Source organism: Ursidibacter arcticus (assembly GCF_009761375.1).
GTDB lineage: Bacteria > Pseudomonadota > Gammaproteobacteria > Enterobacterales > Pasteurellaceae > Ursidibacter > Ursidibacter arcticus.
On the sequence record NZ_LEKM01000110.1, the window covers coordinates 1 to 17891 of the forward strand.

Consider the following 17891-nt stretch of genomic DNA (forward strand, 5'->3'; position numbering starts at 1 on the left):
TTGGATACAACAAATTGGGAAGCAGATCAGGGTCGTAGCCCCTTCTGCTTAATCTGTTATATGACGTTCTGTATGACCTGTGTAAATTTGTCTTGGGCGAACAATTTTCAGGCTTTCTTCGCACATTTCTTTCCAGTTTGCAATCCACCCTACTGTTCTTGCTAATGCAAAAATAACCGTAAACATTGAGGTCGGAATACCAATAGCTTGTAAAATAATGCCTGAATAGAAATCGACATTTGGATAAAGTTTACGCTCAATAAAGTATGGATCACTTAATGCAATTCGTTCTAGTTCCATTGCTACTTCAAGTAATGGTGTGGTAACACCTAGCTCTTTAAGTACTTCGTGGCAAGTCTCACGCATTACTTTCGCTCTAGGGTCATAATTTTTATACACTCGATGCCCAAATCCCATTAAACGGAATGGATCATTTTTATCTTTAGCTCGAGCAATAAATTCTGGAATGCGATCAACAGTGCCAATTTCTTCTAGCATTTTGATACAGGCTTCGTTTGCTCCACCGTGTGCTGGTCCCCAAAGAGATGCAATACCTGCTGCTATACACGCAAATGGATTAGGGCCAGATGATGCCACACTTCGCACTGAAGATGTTGAGGCATTTTGCTCGTGATCTGCGTGTAGGGTAAAAATACGATCCATCGCACGTTCTAATACTGAGTTTACAATATAAGGCTCACAAGGGGTCGCAAACATCATATACAAGAAGTTTCCTGCATAAGAGAGATTATATTGCGGATACATAAATGGGCGACCGATGCTGTATTTGTAACACATCGCTGCTAATGTCGGCATTTTAGCCAACAAACGAATAGCGGTTTTATCACGAGAGCTTTGGCTATCTTCTAAAATATCGTGATAGAAAGCGGCTAATGCACTACTTGCCGCACACATTACTGCCATTGGGTGCGAATCTCGGCGGAAACCTTGAAATAATCGGGTAAATTGTTCATTTACCATATAATGAGAGCAGATCTCTTTTTTAAATGCCTCTAACTCTTCTGTATTGGGTAATTCACCGTTTAATAATAAATAAGCAACATCAAGGTAGCTTTTATGCAATGCTAATTCATCAATCGGGTAGCCACGATGCAACAAGATCCCCTGATCACCATCAATATAAGTAATACTAGATTCACATAACGCCGTAGAAGTTAGCCCCTGATCGTAGGTGAATAATTTCTCTTTTTGTAATGATTCCACTCCGATTGCATCATAACCTAAGTTACTTTGATACACTGGTAAACTAAATTTACGTCCATCACTGAGTTGTAACTCTGCCGTTAAAGTTGGATGTAGTTTAGGCATATTCATTCCCCCTGTTTATTGTTATTTTCAAGCGGTAAGTTATGAGTAAAATTTTGCAATAATCCGACCGCTTGCCTTGTCTTTTATTTGCTATGCGACAGTCTGGAAGATAACTTCATCAGCTTTTTTCATATAGCTATTGATTTCGTTGAAATTCATATAACGATAGGTGTCTTCTTTATCGTTATCCAAACTGTTTACATAACTCAAATATTCATCTAGTGTCGGAATTCTACCCAGTAAGGCACAAACCGCCGAAAGTTCTGCTGATGCCAGATAAACAAATGCTCCTTTTCCCATACGATTTGGGAAGTTACGAGTAGAAGTTGAAACAACCGTTGAGCCGTCTGCTACTCTTGCTTGATTTCCCATACAAAGTGAACAACCTGGAATTTCAACCCTTGCCCCGCTTTTACCATAGATGCTGTAATAGCCTTCTTCCGTTAGCAAAGCTGCATCCATTCTTGTTGGTGGCACAACCCATAAGCGTGTCGGTAACATTGCCGTAGATTGACTTAATAGTTTACCTGCTGCTCGGAAATGCCCGATATTTGTCATACAAGAACCAATAAAGACTTCATCAACTTTATCGCCTTGTACATCTGAAAGTTTTCTCGCATCATCAGGATCGTTCGGTGCACAGACAATCGGTTCTTTGATTTCATTCAAATCAATCTCAATAACCGCTGCATATTCTGCATCGTCATCTGCTTCCAATAATTGTGGGTTATCTATCCAAGCCTGCATTGCGTTGATACGGCGTTCTAAAGTACGCACATCACCGTAACCTTCCGAAATCATCCATTTGAGTAACACAATGTTTGAGTTGAGATATTCGATCACTGGCTCTTTATCTAATTTAATGGTACAAGCCGCAGCAGAACGTTCTGCTGATGCATCGGATAATTCAAAGGCTTGTTCTACTTTCAGGTGTTCTAACCCTTCAATTTCAAGAATTCGCCCCGAAAAAATATTCTTTTTACCTGCTTTTTCAACGGTTAGTAAACCTTGTTGAATGGCATAATAAGGAATGGCGTGAACTAAATCGCGTAATGTAATGCCTGCTTGTAATTCGCCTTTGAAACGAACAAGGACAGATTCGGGCATATCCAGTGGCATAACGCCTGTTGCAGCGGCAAAAGCAACCAAGCCAGAACCAGCAGGAAATGAGATCCCAATAGGAAAACGAGTGTGAGAATCACCGCCTGTCCCCACTGTGTCTGGTAGTAACATTCGATTTAGCCACGAATGAATAACCCCATCGCCAGGGCGTAACGAAACACCCGCTCGGTTCATAATAAAATCAGGTAATGTATGATGCGTTACTACATCAACAGGTTTTGGATAAGCTGCTGTATGGCAGAAAGATTGCATTACTAAATCTGCGGAGAACCCTAAACAAGCGAGATCTTTTAATTCATCACGCGTCATTGGCCCTGTGGTATCCTGAGAGCCAACGCTTGTCATTCTTGGTTCGCAATACTGCCCTGCTCTAATACCTTCTACACCACAAGCTCTTCCTACCATTTTTTGAGCTAAGGTATAACCTTTAGTCGAGTCTTGCGTTGCTTTTGGTTTCACAAAAACATCGCTTTCAGGTAAGCCTAATTCAGTTCTTGCTTTATGTGTTAAACCACGTCCGATAATCAACGGAATACGCCCACCAGCACGCACCTCATCAAGCAAAACGTCTGTTTTTAAAGTAAAGGTCGCCAATACTTCATCACTATTGTGTTTACAAATTTTGCCTTGATAAGGATAAAGGTCGATCACATCGCCCATATTAAGTTGGCTAACATCAACTTCAATCGGTAAAGAGCCTGCATCTTCCATTGTATTGAAAAAAATTGGAGCAATTTTACCGCCTAAGACCACACCACCAGCCCGTTTATTTGGAATGTAAGGAATATCATCACCCATTAACCAAAGTACTGAGTTAGTTGCTGATTTGCGTGAAGAGCCTGTTCCCACTACATCTCCCACATAGACAAGCGGAAATCCTTTCTCTTTTAACTGTGCAATTTGTTGCATTGGACCTACAACACCTGCCTGATCAGGTTCAATACCATCACGCTCATTTTTTAGCATTGCTAAAGCGTGCAGTGGAATATCAGGGCGAGACCACGCATCTTGAGCTGGCGATAAATCGTCCGTATTGGTTTCCCCTGTTACTTTAAATACAGTTAGCGTTAGTTTTTCAGCTAATTTTGGACGAGATAAAAACCACTCAGCATCAGCCCAAGACTGCAAGACTTGCTGTGCAAATTGGTTGCCTTGTTTCGCTTTTTCTACAACATCGTGGAAATTATCAAACATCAATAAAGTATCAGATAATGCAGTCACAGCAAAAGGGGCTAACCTTTGGTTATCTAACGCATCTAATAAAGGTTGAATGTTATAACCACCTTGCATTGTGCCAAGTAATTCAACAGCTCTCTGTGGTGAAATTAAGGGCGATTGCACTTCATCTTTGGCAATAGATGCTAAAAAAGAGGCTTTAACATAAGCAGCTTCATCTACCCCTGCTGGAATACGATTTTCAAATAATTCAAGCAGAAAAGTGGCTTCAGATTGAATAGGATTTTTGAATAATTCAATAAGTTCAGCAGTTTGCTCTGCATTGAGTGGTAAAGGTACAACCCCCAATGCTTCACGTTCTGCCACAAGTTTACGGTAATCATTTAAGAAAGACATAAGAAAATCTCCACTTCAAAAATAATCTATGAGAGATATCTTCATCATAATGCTAGAAAATAAAAAGGCAAGCTCAAATTTTACAATTTGATAACAAAATCACAAAATTTTGTAACATTTGGCAAATTTGTTCAAAAAGAAAAGCCATTCAATGATGTGAATGGCTTTAGATTATTGACAAACTTATTTATCATAGAATTGATTAATTAAATTCTGCCCCCGCTTGCGGGGGAAGTGGCGAGCAAAGCGAGCCGAAGGGGGCTACTCTATTTTGTTAGCTAAATTTAGTACAGCCAAATATTTTCCCCCTACCCCCGAACTCTCGTTCGGGTACTTCCCCCGTAAACGGGGGCAGATTTGTACAGTATATTTAACAGCATTTTTAAGTTTATCAGCAGTCTGAAGCCATTCAATGATGTGAATGGCTTCTATCCCGTTATTGTAGAAAGATAAATCTCAATATATAACACCAGACAAGCGGTCAGATTTTATAAATTATTTACAATATCTTGTGCAAATTCCGATGTAGATCGTAATGTTGCTCCGTCTAAGGTTTCTGCAAAATCAAAGGTAACTGTTTTATTAGCAATCGTTTTAGATACCGCATTCACCACAAGATCCGCTGCTTCTGTCCAACCTAAATGGCGTAACATCATTTCACCACTTAAAATAATTGACCCCGGGTTTGCTTTATTTTGCCCCGCAATTTTAGGTGCTGTACCGTGTGTTGCTTCAAAAATAGCTGCCTCAAAACCAATGTTCGCCCCTGGCGAGATCCCAATTCCGCCTACTTGAGCAGCTAACGCATCGGAAATATAGTCGCCATTTAGGTTTAAGGTAGCAATAACATCATACTCTGTTGGGTGTAACAGAATTTCTTGTAAAAATGCATCAGCAATAGAATCTTTAATAATAATCTCTTTGCCTGTTTTCGGATTAACTAAACGATGCCAAGGTCCATTATCAATAGGCTCTGCCCCAAACTCTTTTGCAACTTGGTAGCCCCACTCTTTAAATGCTCCTTCGGTAAATTTCATAATATTACCTTTATGCACGAGAGTAAGTGAATCTCTATTGTTATCAATAACATACTGTAATGCAGCTCGTACCAAACGTTGCGTACCTTGTTTAGAAACAGGTTTAATACCAATGCCACACTCTTGTGGGAAACGAATTTTCTTCACTCCCATTTCTTGTTGTAAAAATGCGATCACTTTATCGGCTTCTGCCGATCCAGCCACCCATTCTACACCTACGTAAATATCTTCGGAGTTTTCACGAAAAATCACCATATCAACTAATTCAGGGTGCTTAACTGGGCTTGGCGTTCCTTCATAATAACGAATCGGACGCAAGCAATTATAGAGATCTAACCCTTGACGCATTGCAACATTTAATGAACGAATACCACCACCGACTGGGGTCATCAAAGGGCCTTTAATCGCAATATGATATTGTTTAATTAGATCTAATGTTTCATCAGGCAACCACACATTTTCGCCATATAATTGATTGGCTTTTTCACCTGCATAAATTTCTAACCATTCAATTTTACGCTTACCTTGATATGCTTTCGCAACGGCTGCATCTATCACTGTTTTCATAGCAGGCGTAACATCTACACCTATGCCATCGCCTTCAATAAATGGAATAATAAGATGATCGGGTACAATTAAAGAACCATCTTGACTTAATTTGATAGCCTCTCCATCTTTTGGTTGTACAACGTGAAATGACATAGTTCCCCCTTTACCACTTTTACAAATAACATTTTATTAACAAATAATTAACCAAAGGTAATTTGTATTAGTCGGTAAGTCAATTAAAAGCGGTATGATTCACAAAATTTTTTGTAAATTTGCTGATTAGATCACATTTTAATTGTTAATTAAAAAATTTAACGGGTCAAAAGCATAAAGCGACAACGATAAGCATTTTGCTCATCAATTTCAGACCAATTTTCTTGAATTAACTTCCATTCCTGTTCATCAAATTCAAAAAAAGTGTCACCATCAATATTTGCTTGAATTTCTGTTAAGTAAAGTTTATTCGCCAGTGGCATTGCTTGCTTAAATAACTCTCCTCCCCCGATGATCATAATTTCTTGCTCTGATGCAAGATTTTTTGCTAATTCCACCGCTTGTTCAAGGCTTGTTGCAGAATAAGCCCCTTCTACGACAAAATTAGAGCGAGAAAGAATAATATTTGGACGCTTAGGGAGTAATCGTCCAATAGATTCATAGGTTTTTCGCCCCATAATGACTGGTTTTCCAACCGTATTTTGTCTAAACCACGCTAAATCGACAGGCAGATGCCAAGGCATTGCATTATCTTTTCCGATTACTTTATTTAAAGTTCGAGCAACAATTAAACCAATATTCATAAAATGACCTTGTAAAAATTTAAATACTTCATTTTTAATTTATACAATTATCATACCGAAAATTAGTATTAGGGGCTATATATTGTTCAATCTAAAGTTTAAAGTGTCATCAATATAACTCATTGTTATAAATAATCTTTTATACTCATAGCAAAATAAGGGAATTTATCTGATAATAGCGGTCAGTTTCCTTTATTTTTTTACAAATTGTTATGAATAAGACTATCGTTATTAAACTCGGAACAAGCACACTCACTCACGGCACAAAAAGTTTAAGTCGCCCACATATGTTAGAAATCGTTAAACAACTGGCGACATTACACCAACAAGGTTTTCGCTTGGTTGTTGTCTCTTCTGGAGCTGTGGCTGCTGGGCGTGATTACCTCAATCATCGAGAACTTCCTCAAACCCTTGCTTCTAAACAACTATTGGCTGCCGTTGGACAAAGCCAGCTTATTCAAGTGTGGGAGAGTTTATTCTCTATCTACAACATCAAAATTGGTCAAGTGCTATTAACTCGGGCAGATATTGAAAATAAAGAGCACTTTCTTAATGCAAGAGATACGCTAAATGCCTTACTTGATCAACAAATTATCCCAATAATCAATGAAAATGATGCGGTAGCTACGGCAGAATTTAGAATTGGCGATAACGACAATTTGTCGGCATTAGTGGCAATTCTTGCTCAAGCAGAACAGTTAATTTTATTAACGGATCAACAAGGACTTTATGACAGCGATCCGAGAAAAAATCCAAATGCTCAACGTATTGCGGTTGTGGATAAAATCACCCCAGAAATTCGCCAAATGGCAGGTGGCAGTGGAACAACGCTCGGCACAGGCGGAATGAGTACAAAGGTAATTGCCGCTGATATTGCAACTCGTTCTGGGGTTGAAACCTTGATTGCCTCTGGCGAACTGGATAATGTGATTGTTAAATTGGCTCAAGGAGATGAGATTGGCACACGTTTTCTCGCTCAACAAGATAAATTAGAAGGTAGAAAACAGTGGCTATTTGGTGCACCACCAGCAGGTATCCTTGTGGTTGATGACGGTGCAGAAAATGCCCTATTAGTTCAACATAAATCCCTTCTTCCAGCAGGTATTCAGCATATTGACGGGCAATTTGCTCGTGGTGAAGTGGTTAAAATAACCAACCGTAGTGGTAAATTGTTAGCCTTAGGCATTAGTCGCTATAACAGTGATGCATTACAACGCATTAAGGGTAAAAAATCTAATGAAATCGAAACAATTTTAGGCTATGAATTTGGTTCGGTGGCAATTCATCGTGATGAAATGGTCGTTTATGCTTAGATAAAAGTAAAATAAGGAGAGAAAATGGAACTCACATTTGATGTTTTAGCTCTACTGTTTACCGCAGCATTGGTTGCAGGTACTATTGATGCTATCGCTGGTGGTGGTGGTTTAATCACCATTCCAGCCTTGCTTGCCGTAGGCGTTCCGCCTGCAATGGCATTAGGCACAAATAAACTACAAGCCTGTGGGGGTTCTTTTTCAGCTTCTCTCTATTTTATTCGTCAAAAAGCGGTTGAAATAAAACAGATTCGCTTGCTTATTTTGCTCACTTTTATTGGTGCTTCACTCGGTGCTATTTTTGTACAAATGCTAGATGTGGAACAACTTAAAACGATTTTACCTTTTTTGGTTTTTATTATCGGTGGCTATTTTTTATTTAGTCCAAGTTTGGGCGATGAAGATCGAAAACAGAGAATTAGCTATCCATTATTTGCTTTTACTGCGGCATTAGGTGTTGGCTTTTACGATGGTATGTTTGGGCCTGCGACAGGCTCATTCTTTACCCTAGCTTTTGTATTATTACTCGGTTTTAATTTAACAAAAGGCGTGGCTCACGCTAAAATTCTTAACTTTACCTCTAATTTTGCATCGCTGATCTTCTTTATTTTAGGTGGGGCTATCTTATGGAAAGTCGGCTTTGTGATGTTAGTTGGGCAATTTATTGGTGGGAACATTGGTGCAAGAATGGTGGTAACGAAAGGGAAACACATTATCCGACCGCTTATTGTAACAATGTCATTTATTATGGTCTGCAAGATGTTGTGGGATCAGGGATATTTTTAATGAACAAAGAAAAACGTGTAGAAATTTTAACAAGATTACGAGAACAAAATCCGCACCCAACAACGGAATTAAACTATAACAACCCTTTTGAATTATTGATTGCGGTTATACTTTCCGCCCAAGCCACTGATGTGGGAGTCAATAAAGCCACTGCAAAACTCTACCCTGTGGCAAACACGCCACAAGCCATTTTAGATCTTGGCTTAGACGGGCTAAAAGAATACATCAAAACCATTGGGCTATATAACAGCAAAGCAGAAAATATCATTAAAACTTGTCGTGATTTATTGGAAAAACATAATGGCGAAGTACCGCAAACACGAGAAGAACTTGAAGCACTGGCAGGTGTAGGCAGAAAAACTGCAAATGTGGTGCTAAATACCGCCTTCGGTCAGCCTACTATTGCGGTAGATACCCATATTTTCCGAGTGTCAAATCGCACTAACTTTGCTCCAGGAAAAGACGTAGTAAAAGTCGAAGAAAAATTACTTAAAGTAGTTCCTGATGAATTTAAAGTTGATGTTCACCACTGGTTAATCCTACACGGTCGCTATACTTGCATTGCAAGAAAACCCCGTTGTGGCTCTTGTATTATTGAAGATCTTTGTGAATTTAAAGAAAAGACTGAGATTTAAATGTTGGCTTAATCAGACTGATGACAAATCCTAATTTGTTGTATTCAATAAATGGACGCTCGTATGGCGTCACTTGTATCTTACTCAGCTGGATTAAAGGTATTAACTGGCATAATGTATCTTACGTCAAAACATTGGACTTACTAGTTTTTAGATTGTTTTTTGTACTAAATTGGACTGATTAGGATTAAACTGTGGAGGCGTGTACCGATTTTTGATTTTTTAAGTCAAAAATAGATTGCAACTACATCACCGTATAAATGTAAAATGACATTTCCCCGATGTTTTCCCCATTCGCTCAAGTCCGATCAAATTATGATATAACAATCATAAGATTTTTGCGTAATTCTGCATAAATTTGCGTTAAAAAGATCTAAATTAAAGATCCATTTGGGCTTTTGTGTGGCTTGTAAGGATCGGTTTTTTGCATTTGCGTAAAAACACATATATTTAGTGTGCGGGCGAGGCGAGGTCTTGACGGCGATTTTTGGGTGGGGGAATGGGTGAAAAAATCGTCTAAATTTTATTTTTCTGCTTTTGCTAAAAGATCGGTTTTGTATAATAAACTCAGGGAGGGCTATTTATTTAAAGGCAGATGAAAGGCTGTAAATTTTGGCCAGAAAATACCCGCTTATGAGCGGGTGGAATGTTGAGAGGAGGCTTTAACTTTCTGCGAGTAACTCGTAAGGTGTGAAGGTAATCACTTCTTGCCCTACCCATTCATTGATCTCGTTAAGGCGTTGTTGTAGCGGTTTGATTTCATTGATAAAAAACACTTTACCTGCTTTTTCTATGTCGCCAAATCCGCCTGTATTGTTTGGGATAATCCCCATTAACTGCGGTGGTACACGATGGGCGGCAAGAATATCATCTCGGCTCGTATTTTTTATGTTGAGAAACTCATCTTTAGCGACCACATCAGACAGAGGAATCACTTTGATGCCATTTTCTTTACCATCGGGGGCATATAAAAATAAGTTCTTGAAATTGCCCTTTCCTTTGGCTTGTTTCAGTTGCTCTTTTAAAACATCGACATCCGTTTCATTTGCCATCGGGTCGGTCATATAGATAATGCTTCCAGCGTGAGCACCGTTTAAATAATATTTACGGCGAAACAATGTAGCACTCTCATTGAGCAAGGCAGATTGTAACGCCCCTAAATAGTCGGGTAATCCGTAGATTTCTTGGTTGATGTCTGCTTGTTTCAAGTGAAAAATTTCGCCTTGTTTAAATTCAAACTCGTTGAAATCGTTAGTAAGCAAATAATATTTACCTTGCTCTTTCCCACGCCGCATATATTTTGCAAGCGGTACGTTTAGTCGCATAATTTGCAAGGCTTTGTTACGTTCACGTTGTAAATAGGCGTTGCCAAATACGAGAAAATCTTGCACAAATTTTTCTAGTTCAGCACGAGGAAATAGCGATGAAGTTTGGCAAGTACTCATCAAAATGTTTTTCTTTACACTCAAAGCACTTTGATGATGAGCTGTTGCTTTAACGGCTTTAGCAAGACCTGTAAAATCCACAGGTGGATTATAATATTTCTCAAACATCAACACCGATTCTAAATAATTGAGAATATCGGCACTGTCTAAAACGGGTAACGGCTCGCCTAAGCTAAAAAATTGTGTTGTCATCGTTCGTCCTAATAATCAAAAGGGATAATGGTGCGAGTGGCTTTTGTGCCACTGTAAGATTCATTGAGCAAACAGCTCATAATCGCCCACGCAATATCACCGTGGCTAGCATCTGCGGAGCGATCGGAAACATAGGTTATTTGGCGACCACTGCGAGTTGATTGTTTTTTAATGGTCATAAAACTGACGGCAATTTCTTTGCCATCGAATTTTAACCGCCCTTTCTGAATCAGATTGAGCGTTTTCATCACCATCTCATTTTTCAAATCCACGTTATACGTTAAGCCAACGGCACGAGGGAAAAATCGCTTCACGTTCTGAAATACGCCATCGCCCATTCCTGTGCGGTCAATAGTTATTTTCGTTACATTATAAGATTGTGTGTAATGGCGAATTTTGTCGGCTTGTTGCTGATAATCCAAGCCGTGAAAGGTGTCATAATGTAACACCCGATATTCACCGCCTTCAACACGAGGTGGGGCAACAATTACTAACGCAGCTTTATCGCCTGTAAATGCAGGGTCGTAGCCAATCCATACTTCACGATTACCAAATGGACGGGCATAAAATGGCTTAAAGTCTTTCCATTCTTCGTAGGAATCCACCGCACAACGCTGCAGGTCATCAAATTTGAAAATGCTTGAATCATCATCAGCAAATTGGCACATATAGAGCTGTTCAAATTCAGCCGATGAGTTCTCAAATTTGAGTTGTTCAATATCAAACAGATTACAACCGCCTTGCTCGGCATCATAAATATTCACAATTTGTCGCCATTGACGGTCGGCACAGAATTTTCCGCCTTTTAAATTTTCGTGAGAAATATCAATTTCCACACGCTCATTTTCAGGACGATCACGATTGAATGCTTTGCCCGACCAAAACTCATAAGCTGCACTGGCAGTCGTTGTTGGGGTGGAGAAATAAGTTTGACGATACTGTTTTTGTGATGCCATTGCTGAAGCTACTTTCCGCATTTCATCAAATTTTGGCACCCAAAAGATTTCATCGAAGTACAAATTACCGTGGTAAGATTGGGCCGTTGCCGAGTTCGTTCCCAAGAAAATCAACTCCGCCCCGTTGGGTAATAAAATTGTTTCGCCTTTCAGCTCTACATCGGCAGTTTTTCGGGCATATTGGGTAATGTAAGAGCGGAACATCAACGCCTGTTTTTTACTGGCTGACAGGAAAATCTGATTTCTTCCTGTTTTCAACGCATCAATGAAGGCTTCGTGGGCAAAATAATAAGTCGCCCCAATTTGACGACTTTTCAAAATATTACGAATACGGTGTATTTCGCCTGCTTGATACCAATGTCGCTGATACTGGAACATTCCTTGCATAAAGCCATTGATGAGCAATTCTTCCTGCTCAGGTGAAATCGGATTTTTATCTGCTGGCTTGCGTTCGCCCTTGTTGCGATTGCGAATTTTGGGATTAAGATCGGCTTCATTACCACCGCTGTTATATTTTTGAATGCGTGCGGCATCTTTCATCTGACGCATTAAAAAATCCAGTTCTTTTAAATCACTGCCTGTTTTCACGTCTTTTTGCAAAAGCAAAATATAACGGCTCTCTAAACTGCCACTGACACGCTCAAAAATAGAGGCTTCGTCCCATTTCTGCCGTTTTTTCCAACTGGCAATGGTTGAAACGGGAATATTTAGCAAACGAGAAATTTCCGTTAAAGAATAGCCTGCCCAATACTTCTGCTGGGCTTCTCGTTGCGTATTGATATTGATTAAAGCGGTTAGATTCTCAGAATTTTTTGCAAGTTCAGTCATTTCAAGGCATTAACGATAAATTTGGTGTGATTGTAGAGATAGCCGTAGATCTCGCCCAACGCTCGCCACTGTTAAAAAACACATCACAACGCCCACCATTTGCCCCTAATAAAAAATCCTTTCATCATCACAGCGTTTTTAAATCCAGTTTATAACCTTACAACAGGAAACAGTATGGCAACTAAATCAAAATGGTTTGTTGTGGCAACGGAAGGGGCAACGACAGACGGACGCAACATTCATCGCTCGTGGATTGAGCAAATGGCAAAAAACTACGACCCTGAAAATACTTTTGGGGCGAGAGTGAATTTAGAACATATTAAAACGTGGTTTTATCGTGAAAACGAACCCCATTCAAAATGTTATGGCGATGTGTTAGCTGTGAAAGCAGAAGAACGGGAAGACGGCAAATTACAGCTCTTAGCTCAAATTGACCCAACGCCTGAATTAGTTGCGTTGAATAAAGCTCGCCAAAAAATTTACACTTCAATTGAAGTTGATCCGAATTTTGCCGACACGGGCGAAGCGTATTTAGTGGGATTAGCGGTTACAGACGACCCTGCCAGCCTTGGCACAGAAATGCTGAGTTTTGCTAAACAATCTAAATCTAACCCATTTAATCATCGTAAAGAACGCCCTGAAAATGTTTTCAGCGAAGCGGTAGAAACCTATTTGGAATTTACCGATGAAAAAGAAAGTTTCCTTGCCAAAATCAAGGCAATGTTTAGTCAGCAACGCACAGATAACGCAGAACAATTCAAGGAACACCAAAAAACCATTGAATTATTAGCACAGGAAATTACTGCTCATTCCACACAGCTTGAGGCTAAAAATGCGGAAATTGCAAAACTGACGGCTGATCTCACCGCTTTACAAAACCAAGTTGAGCTTATCGCCAACCAACCTGAAGCAAATTTCACTCCACGTCCTGAAATTACGGGTGGTTCAGTAGTTATTGAAACTGATTGCTAATTTAACCTTTACCGTACTAACTGAGAATTTTTTATGAAAAATGAAACTAAACAACTGTATAACGCCTATATTTCTCGCATTGCTCATCTTAATGGCGTAACTGCTGAAGATGTTAAAGAAGGTTTTTCTGTACAAGCTGTACCAGAACAAAAATTAAAAGAGAAGGTACTTCAAAGCTCACAATTCCTACAATGGATTAATACACCATCTGTTACTTCAATGAAAGGTGAAATGATTGGTTTAGGCGTTGCACAAATTATTGCGAGTACCACCGACACTAACACACAAGATCGCCAAACTAAAGATTTGCTCAATTTGGATAAACGCACCTACAACTGTGAACAAGTAAACTTTGACAGTCATATTCGTTGGGCTCGTTTAGACGAGTGGGCAAAACACCCTGACTTCCAAGAAAAAGTCGCAAGTCAAACACAAAAAACTATTGCTCTTAACTTAATTATGATGGGGTGGAATGGAACAAGTCGTGCAGCAACATCAAATCCAAGCTCAAATAATTTATTACAAGATGTAAAAAAAGGTTGGTTACAGCAGCTTCGTGAAGATACGAGCGGTACAAAGGTAATGAACGGTGCAGAGACTGAAAATAAAATCAAAGTCGGTAAAGGGCAAGGCACAGGAGATAATGCTGGTAAAGGTTATGAAAACCTTGATGCTCTTGTTACTGATGCGGTGAATACTCTTATCCACGAAGTTTATGCGGAAGATACAGATTTAGTGGTCATCTGTGGTCGTGAAATCTTACACGATAAATACTTTACGATGATTAACCAAGATTTAAAGCCAACAGATCAACTTGCAAGCCAAGTAATTGTTTCACAAAAACAGATTGGTGGCTTAAAAGCAATTCGTGTACCTTTCTTCCCGAAAAATGCGATGTTAATCACACGACTAGACAACCTTTCAATCTATATGCAAGAAGGAACAACTCGTCGCTTTATTCAAAATAATCCAAAACGTGATCGTATTGAAGATTACTTATCACGAAATATTGATTACAAAATTGAAGATTATGAATGTGCGGCATTGATTGAAAATATCGTGCTAGAAGATGTGAAATAGGTAAATAATGGAACGTCTTTCTCCCGCTCAAATTCATCTGCGTAAGGCGTCTGCTGCACTTGCTCATTCTAATGAGCAAGTGTTGCTAGAAAATCTCAACGCCTACGAACAAATGCTCTACCTACTGGCACGCCACAAAAAAGACCTCAAAGCCATTGCCTCAATGGAACAGCGAGCCAGCTATAAGAAAAGCATACTTCACCACTATTTACCCTGGATTGAAGGTGCATTAAGTGCAGGAAATGGCAAACAGGATAACGTCCTGATGACGTGGCAAGTCTGGGCGGTCGATTGTGCGGAATATCATCTCGCCTTACAAATTGCTGAATATGCCATTCATCAAGAGCTTACACTGCCTGACGGTTTCAGCCGTTCGCTTTGCTCAATGCTGGCTGAAGAATTTGCCGATGCAGCGAAAAAAGCCCAAAAGGTGCAAAAGCCCTTTGAAGTGAGCTACTTATTACGAGTAGATGAACTCACCAAAGAGAAAGATATGCCCGATGAAAGCCGTGCGAGACTGTATCGTGAAATTGGCTTACTGCTTGAAACCGCACAGCCCGAAACGGCACTTAACTATTTAGAACGAGCATTAACACTTAATTTAAACGTGGGTGTGCAAGGCAACATTAAAAAGTTGCGAAAGCAACTCAACAAAGCTGACACCCCATAAACCGAGCAAACCTCGCAGCCAACGGGGCGGACGAAAAAAGCGAATGTATTCACCTTTGATTAGTCCCCACCCCGTTTTTTTATAAGCGGTGAGATCATACAGGATTTTTGCAAATGGAAAATGTCATCACCATTCCTAAAACAGCCAAGGTTGCCGATAAATCAGCCATTGAGCCAACAAACGAATATATCCGTAATAACGGTTTTTTCCCTGACATCTCACTGAATGACGTTCGCAACGCAATGCGAGCAGACGGCACTGTGACGGAAAACCGCTTAAAAAATGCAGTGATAGAAGCAATTGCAAGTATCAATCAAGAGCTAAAACCTTTAATGCAAAAATCCAAGGTTTCCGCTTTAGATGAAATCGACAGCGAAGAAATTGCAGGCGAGAGCTTACTCATTCATCGCTACAAACGAGCGGTTTATTGCTTGGCAATGGCAAATCTCTACGAACGCTACCGCAGCTTTGATAGCACCAAAGACGGAACAGACAAAGCCCAAGAGTATGAAAATTCCGTTGATGATTTAAGGCGTGATGCTCGTTTTGCCATTCGAGATTTACTCAATATCAACCGTTGGACATCGGAGCTAATATGAAACTCATCGCCCATCAAGACGACACGCTCGACAGCGTACTGTATCGCCAATATGGACGAACTGCAGAGCTGGTGGAAATTGCCCTAAAACTCAATCCACAGCTTGCTCATCAACCCATACTTAACTTAGGGCAAGAAATTGAAATGCCTGACACGCTCCCAACTCAGCAGGCAATCAAAGCGACTATTCAGCTATGGAATTAGCCAATGAACAAACAGGACTCAACATCACTCTTTGGTGCGTTTATTACTGTTCTTACCAGCCTAACCCTGTCTGATTGGGGCGTTATCTTAGGTATTATCTTTGGTGCAAGCACCATTTTAATGAACTGGTATTACAAAGAACGGGAAATCAAGCTCAAAGAAAAATACTACCAAAAACAGCTAAAGGATCTTGATGATGAACAAAAACCTTAAATATGGTGCAGCAGGTTTCATTTGCTCAATCGCAGGCATTATCGCCTTAGTCAAACAACAACCCGACATTCGCACCAGCGAACAAGGGCTTGCCATTATCGGTAATGCTGAAGGCTGCAGACGTGACCCATATATTTGCCCTGCAAACGTGCTAACGGTAGGGATTGGCTCTACATCAGCAGGTGGCGAGCCAATCGAACCGAAGAAAATCTATTCGGATCAAGAAATTGCAGAACGCTGGGCGAACGATATTCGCTTGGCTGAAAATTGCGTTAATCGCTACGGCAACGGCAGAAATATGCCACAAGGGGCATTTGATGCAATGGTGTCGCTTACTTTCAATGTCGGTTGTGGGGCAATGCAAAAATCCACCCTATTTCGCCTTGCACAAACAAAATATAGCCCTGAAATGTGCGAGCAGTTTCCACGCTGGAACAAAGCAGGCGGAAAAGTGCTGAAAGGCTTAACCATCAGACGAGAAAAAGAGAGAGCATTATGTTTAGCCAAGTAGCCCGATTATGTATCGCTCCTAGTTTTAACAAAGCAATGAGTATCGCTTTGATGATTGGCGTACTCATTAACGCATTCTTATGCTACGAACGCAAAGTGCTACAAGCCCAAAACCAAGCTCAACAAACTGAAATTGCCCTAGTGAGATCGGACAATCAAAACCTAGCCAATCAGCTCGAACTAGCCCAAAGCCACATTCAACGATACCAACAACAGATTGAAAAACTACATCAACAAGTATTGGCCAAACTCAATCAAGCTGAGGAACGCACCAATGAAATTATTCAAGAACTGGACAATGTTAAAAACTGGCGTGATCAGCCTATCCCTAATGGCATTGGCAGGTTGCTCAACCAACGAAGCGGTACATTATCGAACCATCAAACCGCTCCCACTGGCTTGCCCACCCAGCCAACAGTGCCAAATGCCCAAATTCCAGCTAAAAAATAACGGTGATCTTGTCATTGCTTTAGATAAAGCCCTTACAACCATTGAATTTTGTCAAATTGAGCTAAAAAGCTGGGCGGAATGTGTAGAGGGGTACAATCGGAATTTGAAATAAAGAAAAACTACGCTCAATCAGAGGAGCTGTTGAGCGTAGGGGGATTGCTACATTTCCTGATTGGAATGTGCGTATAGCTCTCGATGAGCTGCAGTAGCAAGAAAATGGCTACGGTCTTTATAGTAAGGCATTGATGCTACTCGGCGATCAATACGACTTAAAAGATGTTGTGGCATTGTGATGTTGATACGTTGTTTTGAACCAAGATATTCAGTGACATCAATATCCACTAATAGCCAAGTATCAAAATCGGCATATTCGGGATCGTTTTTGTAATGAGTAACGCCTTTATCTTTAAGTGTTGTGAGATCGAAACCATCTTCAGCCATACTTTCAATCATCATTGTGATTGCTTCGCTTACCATTGGAAGTAAGTCTTCGACTTCATCGGCAGCACTAAAGCAACCATAATCAAGCTGGCAAAGGGCTGGAACAATCATTCCATAGGCTTGGTTTTCGTTATCTGGGGTTTCAACACCAACAGTAAAAATCATTTGTAAGCTCCTTGTTAAGCTCGGCGG

The 17891-nt window shown here is 40.1% G+C and carries 18 protein-coding genes and 1 pseudogene; 12 read left to right on the forward strand and 7 right to left on the reverse strand.

What is annotated here, in order from left to right:
• Positions 1-48 precede the first annotated feature (48 nt).
• From A1D25_RS02930 to A1D25_RS02945, 4 genes are all read right to left on the reverse strand, one after another.
• On the reverse strand, positions 49-1329 hold the full coding sequence (locus tag A1D25_RS02930; RefSeq protein ID WP_157394209.1) for a citrate synthase: 1281 nt from the start codon (positions 1327-1329) through the stop codon (positions 49-51).
• A gap of 90 nt (positions 1330-1419) precedes the next feature.
• Positions 1420-4023 carry a bifunctional aconitate hydratase 2/2-methylisocitrate dehydratase gene (acnB, locus tag A1D25_RS02935; protein ID WP_157394210.1) on the reverse strand — a complete coding sequence of 868 codons (2604 nt, stop codon included), beginning with the start codon at positions 4021-4023 and terminating at the stop codon, positions 1420-1422.
• A 488-nt stretch (positions 4024-4511) separates the two neighbouring features.
• Positions 4512-5762, reverse strand: a complete 1251-nt coding sequence (gene icd / locus A1D25_RS02940; protein ID WP_157394211.1) for an NADP-dependent isocitrate dehydrogenase — start codon at positions 5760-5762, stop codon at positions 4512-4514.
• A 158-nt stretch (positions 5763-5920) separates the two neighbouring features.
• Positions 5921-6406: a dihydrofolate reductase gene (locus tag A1D25_RS02945; protein WP_157394212.1), complete on the reverse strand. Its 486-nt coding sequence runs from the start codon at positions 6404-6406 to the stop codon at positions 5921-5923.
• 212 nt (positions 6407-6618) lie between these two features.
• Between A1D25_RS02945 and proB the strand changes: the two genes are divergently transcribed.
• Genes proB through nth form a run of 3 tightly spaced genes read left to right on the forward strand, consistent with a single transcriptional unit; the run spans position 6619 to position 9140 of the window.
• Positions 6619-7719: a glutamate 5-kinase gene (gene proB / locus A1D25_RS02950; RefSeq protein ID WP_157394213.1), complete on the forward strand. Its 1101-nt coding sequence runs from the start codon at positions 6619-6621 to the stop codon at positions 7717-7719.
• A gap of 24 nt (positions 7720-7743) precedes the next feature.
• Positions 7744-8505 (forward strand): TSUP family transporter, encoded by a 762-nt coding sequence (locus A1D25_RS02955; protein WP_157394214.1) that lies wholly within the window; start codon positions 7744-7746, stop codon positions 8503-8505.
• Positions 8505-9140 (forward strand): endonuclease III, encoded by a 636-nt coding sequence (nth, locus tag A1D25_RS02960; protein WP_157394215.1) that lies wholly within the window; start codon positions 8505-8507, stop codon positions 9138-9140. Before A1D25_RS02955 ends, nth begins: the two co-directional genes overlap by 1 nt.
• Positions 9141-9802: 662 nt before the next feature.
• Here the strand turns inward: nth and A1D25_RS02965 are convergent.
• Together A1D25_RS02965 and A1D25_RS02970 are read right to left on the reverse strand one after the other, a co-directional pair.
• Positions 9803-10777 (reverse strand): phage portal protein, encoded by a 975-nt coding sequence (locus A1D25_RS02965; protein WP_157394216.1) that lies wholly within the window; start codon positions 10775-10777, stop codon positions 9803-9805.
• Between the two features lie 8 nt (positions 10778-10785).
• Positions 10786-12561 carry a terminase large subunit domain-containing protein gene (locus tag A1D25_RS02970; RefSeq protein WP_157394217.1) on the reverse strand — a complete coding sequence of 592 codons (1776 nt, stop codon included), beginning with the start codon at positions 12559-12561 and terminating at the stop codon, positions 10786-10788.
• A gap of 174 nt (positions 12562-12735) precedes the next feature.
• Here A1D25_RS02970 and A1D25_RS02980 point away from each other — a divergent pair, with 174 nt between their 5' ends.
• The 9 genes and pseudogenes from A1D25_RS02980 to lysC form a co-directional block, all read left to right on the forward strand.
• The gene (locus tag A1D25_RS02980) at positions 12736-13533 is read left to right on the forward strand and encodes a GPO family capsid scaffolding protein (RefSeq protein WP_157394219.1); all 798 of its coding nucleotides are present in this window, start codon (positions 12736-12738) and stop codon (positions 13531-13533) included.
• Positions 13534-13566: 33 nt separating this feature from the next.
• The gene (locus A1D25_RS02985; RefSeq protein WP_157394220.1) at positions 13567-14613 is read left to right on the forward strand and encodes a phage major capsid protein, P2 family; all 1047 of its coding nucleotides are present in this window, start codon (positions 13567-13569) and stop codon (positions 14611-14613) included.
• 7 nt (positions 14614-14620) lie between these two features.
• Complete coding sequence (locus tag A1D25_RS02990) at positions 14621-15283, forward strand: phage terminase small subunit (protein ID WP_157394221.1); 663 nt, start codon at positions 14621-14623, stop codon at positions 15281-15283.
• A gap of 113 nt (positions 15284-15396) precedes the next feature.
• On the forward strand, positions 15397-15882 hold the full coding sequence (locus A1D25_RS02995; RefSeq protein WP_157394222.1) for a head completion/stabilization protein: 486 nt from the start codon (positions 15397-15399) through the stop codon (positions 15880-15882).
• Positions 15879-16085 (forward strand): tail protein X, encoded by a 207-nt coding sequence (locus A1D25_RS03000; protein WP_157394223.1) that lies wholly within the window; start codon positions 15879-15881, stop codon positions 16083-16085. The genes A1D25_RS02995 and A1D25_RS03000 overlap by 4 nt, the downstream gene beginning before the upstream one ends.
• 3 nt (positions 16086-16088) lie before the next feature.
• The gene (locus tag A1D25_RS03005) at positions 16089-16298 is read left to right on the forward strand and encodes a phage holin (protein WP_157394224.1); all 210 of its coding nucleotides are present in this window, start codon (positions 16089-16091) and stop codon (positions 16296-16298) included.
• Positions 16282-16809, forward strand: a complete 528-nt coding sequence (locus A1D25_RS03010) for a lysozyme (RefSeq protein ID WP_157394238.1) — start codon at positions 16282-16284, stop codon at positions 16807-16809. The genes A1D25_RS03005 and A1D25_RS03010 overlap by 17 nt, the downstream gene beginning before the upstream one ends.
• The gene (locus tag A1D25_RS03015) at positions 16794-17258 is read left to right on the forward strand and encodes a hypothetical protein (RefSeq protein WP_157394225.1); all 465 of its coding nucleotides are present in this window, start codon (positions 16794-16796) and stop codon (positions 17256-17258) included. Before A1D25_RS03010 ends, A1D25_RS03015 begins: the two co-directional genes overlap by 16 nt.
• Positions 17170-17370: pseudogene (gene lysC / locus A1D25_RS11245) on the forward strand (Rz1-like lysis system protein LysC); the annotation flags it as partial. The gene A1D25_RS03015 and the pseudogene lysC, both read left to right, overlap by 89 nt.
• Positions 17371-17417: 47 nt before the next feature.
• On the opposite strand, the gene A1D25_RS03020 reads toward lysC, so the two are convergent.
• Positions 17418-17864 carry a type II toxin-antitoxin system HicB family antitoxin gene (locus A1D25_RS03020; protein WP_157394226.1) on the reverse strand — a complete coding sequence of 149 codons (447 nt, stop codon included), beginning with the start codon at positions 17862-17864 and terminating at the stop codon, positions 17418-17420.
• Positions 17865-17891: the final 27 nt, after the last annotated feature.

Excerpts from the sequence above, each read along its gene's own strand:
- icd (WP_157394211.1), bottom strand. The coding sequence starts at position 5,762 with ATGTCATTTCACGTTGTACAACCAAAAGATGGAGAGGCTATCAAATTA.
- A1D25_RS02980 (WP_157394219.1), top strand. The coding sequence starts at position 12,736 with ATGGCAACTAAATCAAAATGGTTTGTTGTGGCAACGGAAGGGGCAACG.
- A1D25_RS03005 (WP_157394224.1), top strand. The coding sequence starts at position 16,089 with ATGAACAAACAGGACTCAACATCACTCTTTGGTGCGTTTATTACTGTT.
- A1D25_RS02990 (WP_157394221.1), top strand. The coding sequence starts at position 14,621 with ATGGAACGTCTTTCTCCCGCTCAAATTCATCTGCGTAAGGCGTCTGCT.
- proB (WP_157394213.1), top strand. The coding sequence starts at position 6,619 with ATGAATAAGACTATCGTTATTAAACTCGGAACAAGCACACTCACTCAC.
- acnB (WP_157394210.1), bottom strand. The coding sequence starts at position 4,023 with ATGTCTTTCTTAAATGATTACCGTAAACTTGTGGCAGAACGTGAAGCA.
- A1D25_RS03010 (WP_157394238.1), top strand. The coding sequence starts at position 16,282 with ATGAACAAAAACCTTAAATATGGTGCAGCAGGTTTCATTTGCTCAATC.
- A1D25_RS02930 (WP_157394209.1), bottom strand. The coding sequence starts at position 1,329 with ATGCCTAAACTACATCCAACTTTAACGGCAGAGTTACAACTCAGTGAT.
- A1D25_RS02955 (WP_157394214.1), top strand. The coding sequence starts at position 7,744 with ATGGAACTCACATTTGATGTTTTAGCTCTACTGTTTACCGCAGCATTG.
- A1D25_RS02970 (WP_157394217.1), bottom strand. The coding sequence starts at position 12,561 with ATGACTGAACTTGCAAAAAATTCTGAGAATCTAACCGCTTTAATCAAT.
- A1D25_RS02945 (WP_157394212.1), bottom strand. The coding sequence starts at position 6,406 with ATGAATATTGGTTTAATTGTTGCTCGAACTTTAAATAAAGTAATCGGA.
- A1D25_RS02985 (WP_157394220.1), top strand. The coding sequence starts at position 13,567 with ATGAAAAATGAAACTAAACAACTGTATAACGCCTATATTTCTCGCATT.
- A1D25_RS03020 (WP_157394226.1), bottom strand. The coding sequence starts at position 17,864 with ATGATTTTTACTGTTGGTGTTGAAACCCCAGATAACGAAAACCAAGCC.
- nth (WP_157394215.1), top strand. The coding sequence starts at position 8,505 with ATGAACAAAGAAAAACGTGTAGAAATTTTAACAAGATTACGAGAACAA.
- A1D25_RS03000 (WP_157394223.1), top strand. The coding sequence starts at position 15,879 with ATGAAACTCATCGCCCATCAAGACGACACGCTCGACAGCGTACTGTAT.
- A1D25_RS02995 (WP_157394222.1), top strand. The coding sequence starts at position 15,397 with ATGGAAAATGTCATCACCATTCCTAAAACAGCCAAGGTTGCCGATAAA.
- A1D25_RS03015 (WP_157394225.1), top strand. The coding sequence starts at position 16,794 with ATGTTTAGCCAAGTAGCCCGATTATGTATCGCTCCTAGTTTTAACAAA.
- A1D25_RS02965 (WP_157394216.1), bottom strand. The coding sequence starts at position 10,777 with ATGACAACACAATTTTTTAGCTTAGGCGAGCCGTTACCCGTTTTAGAC.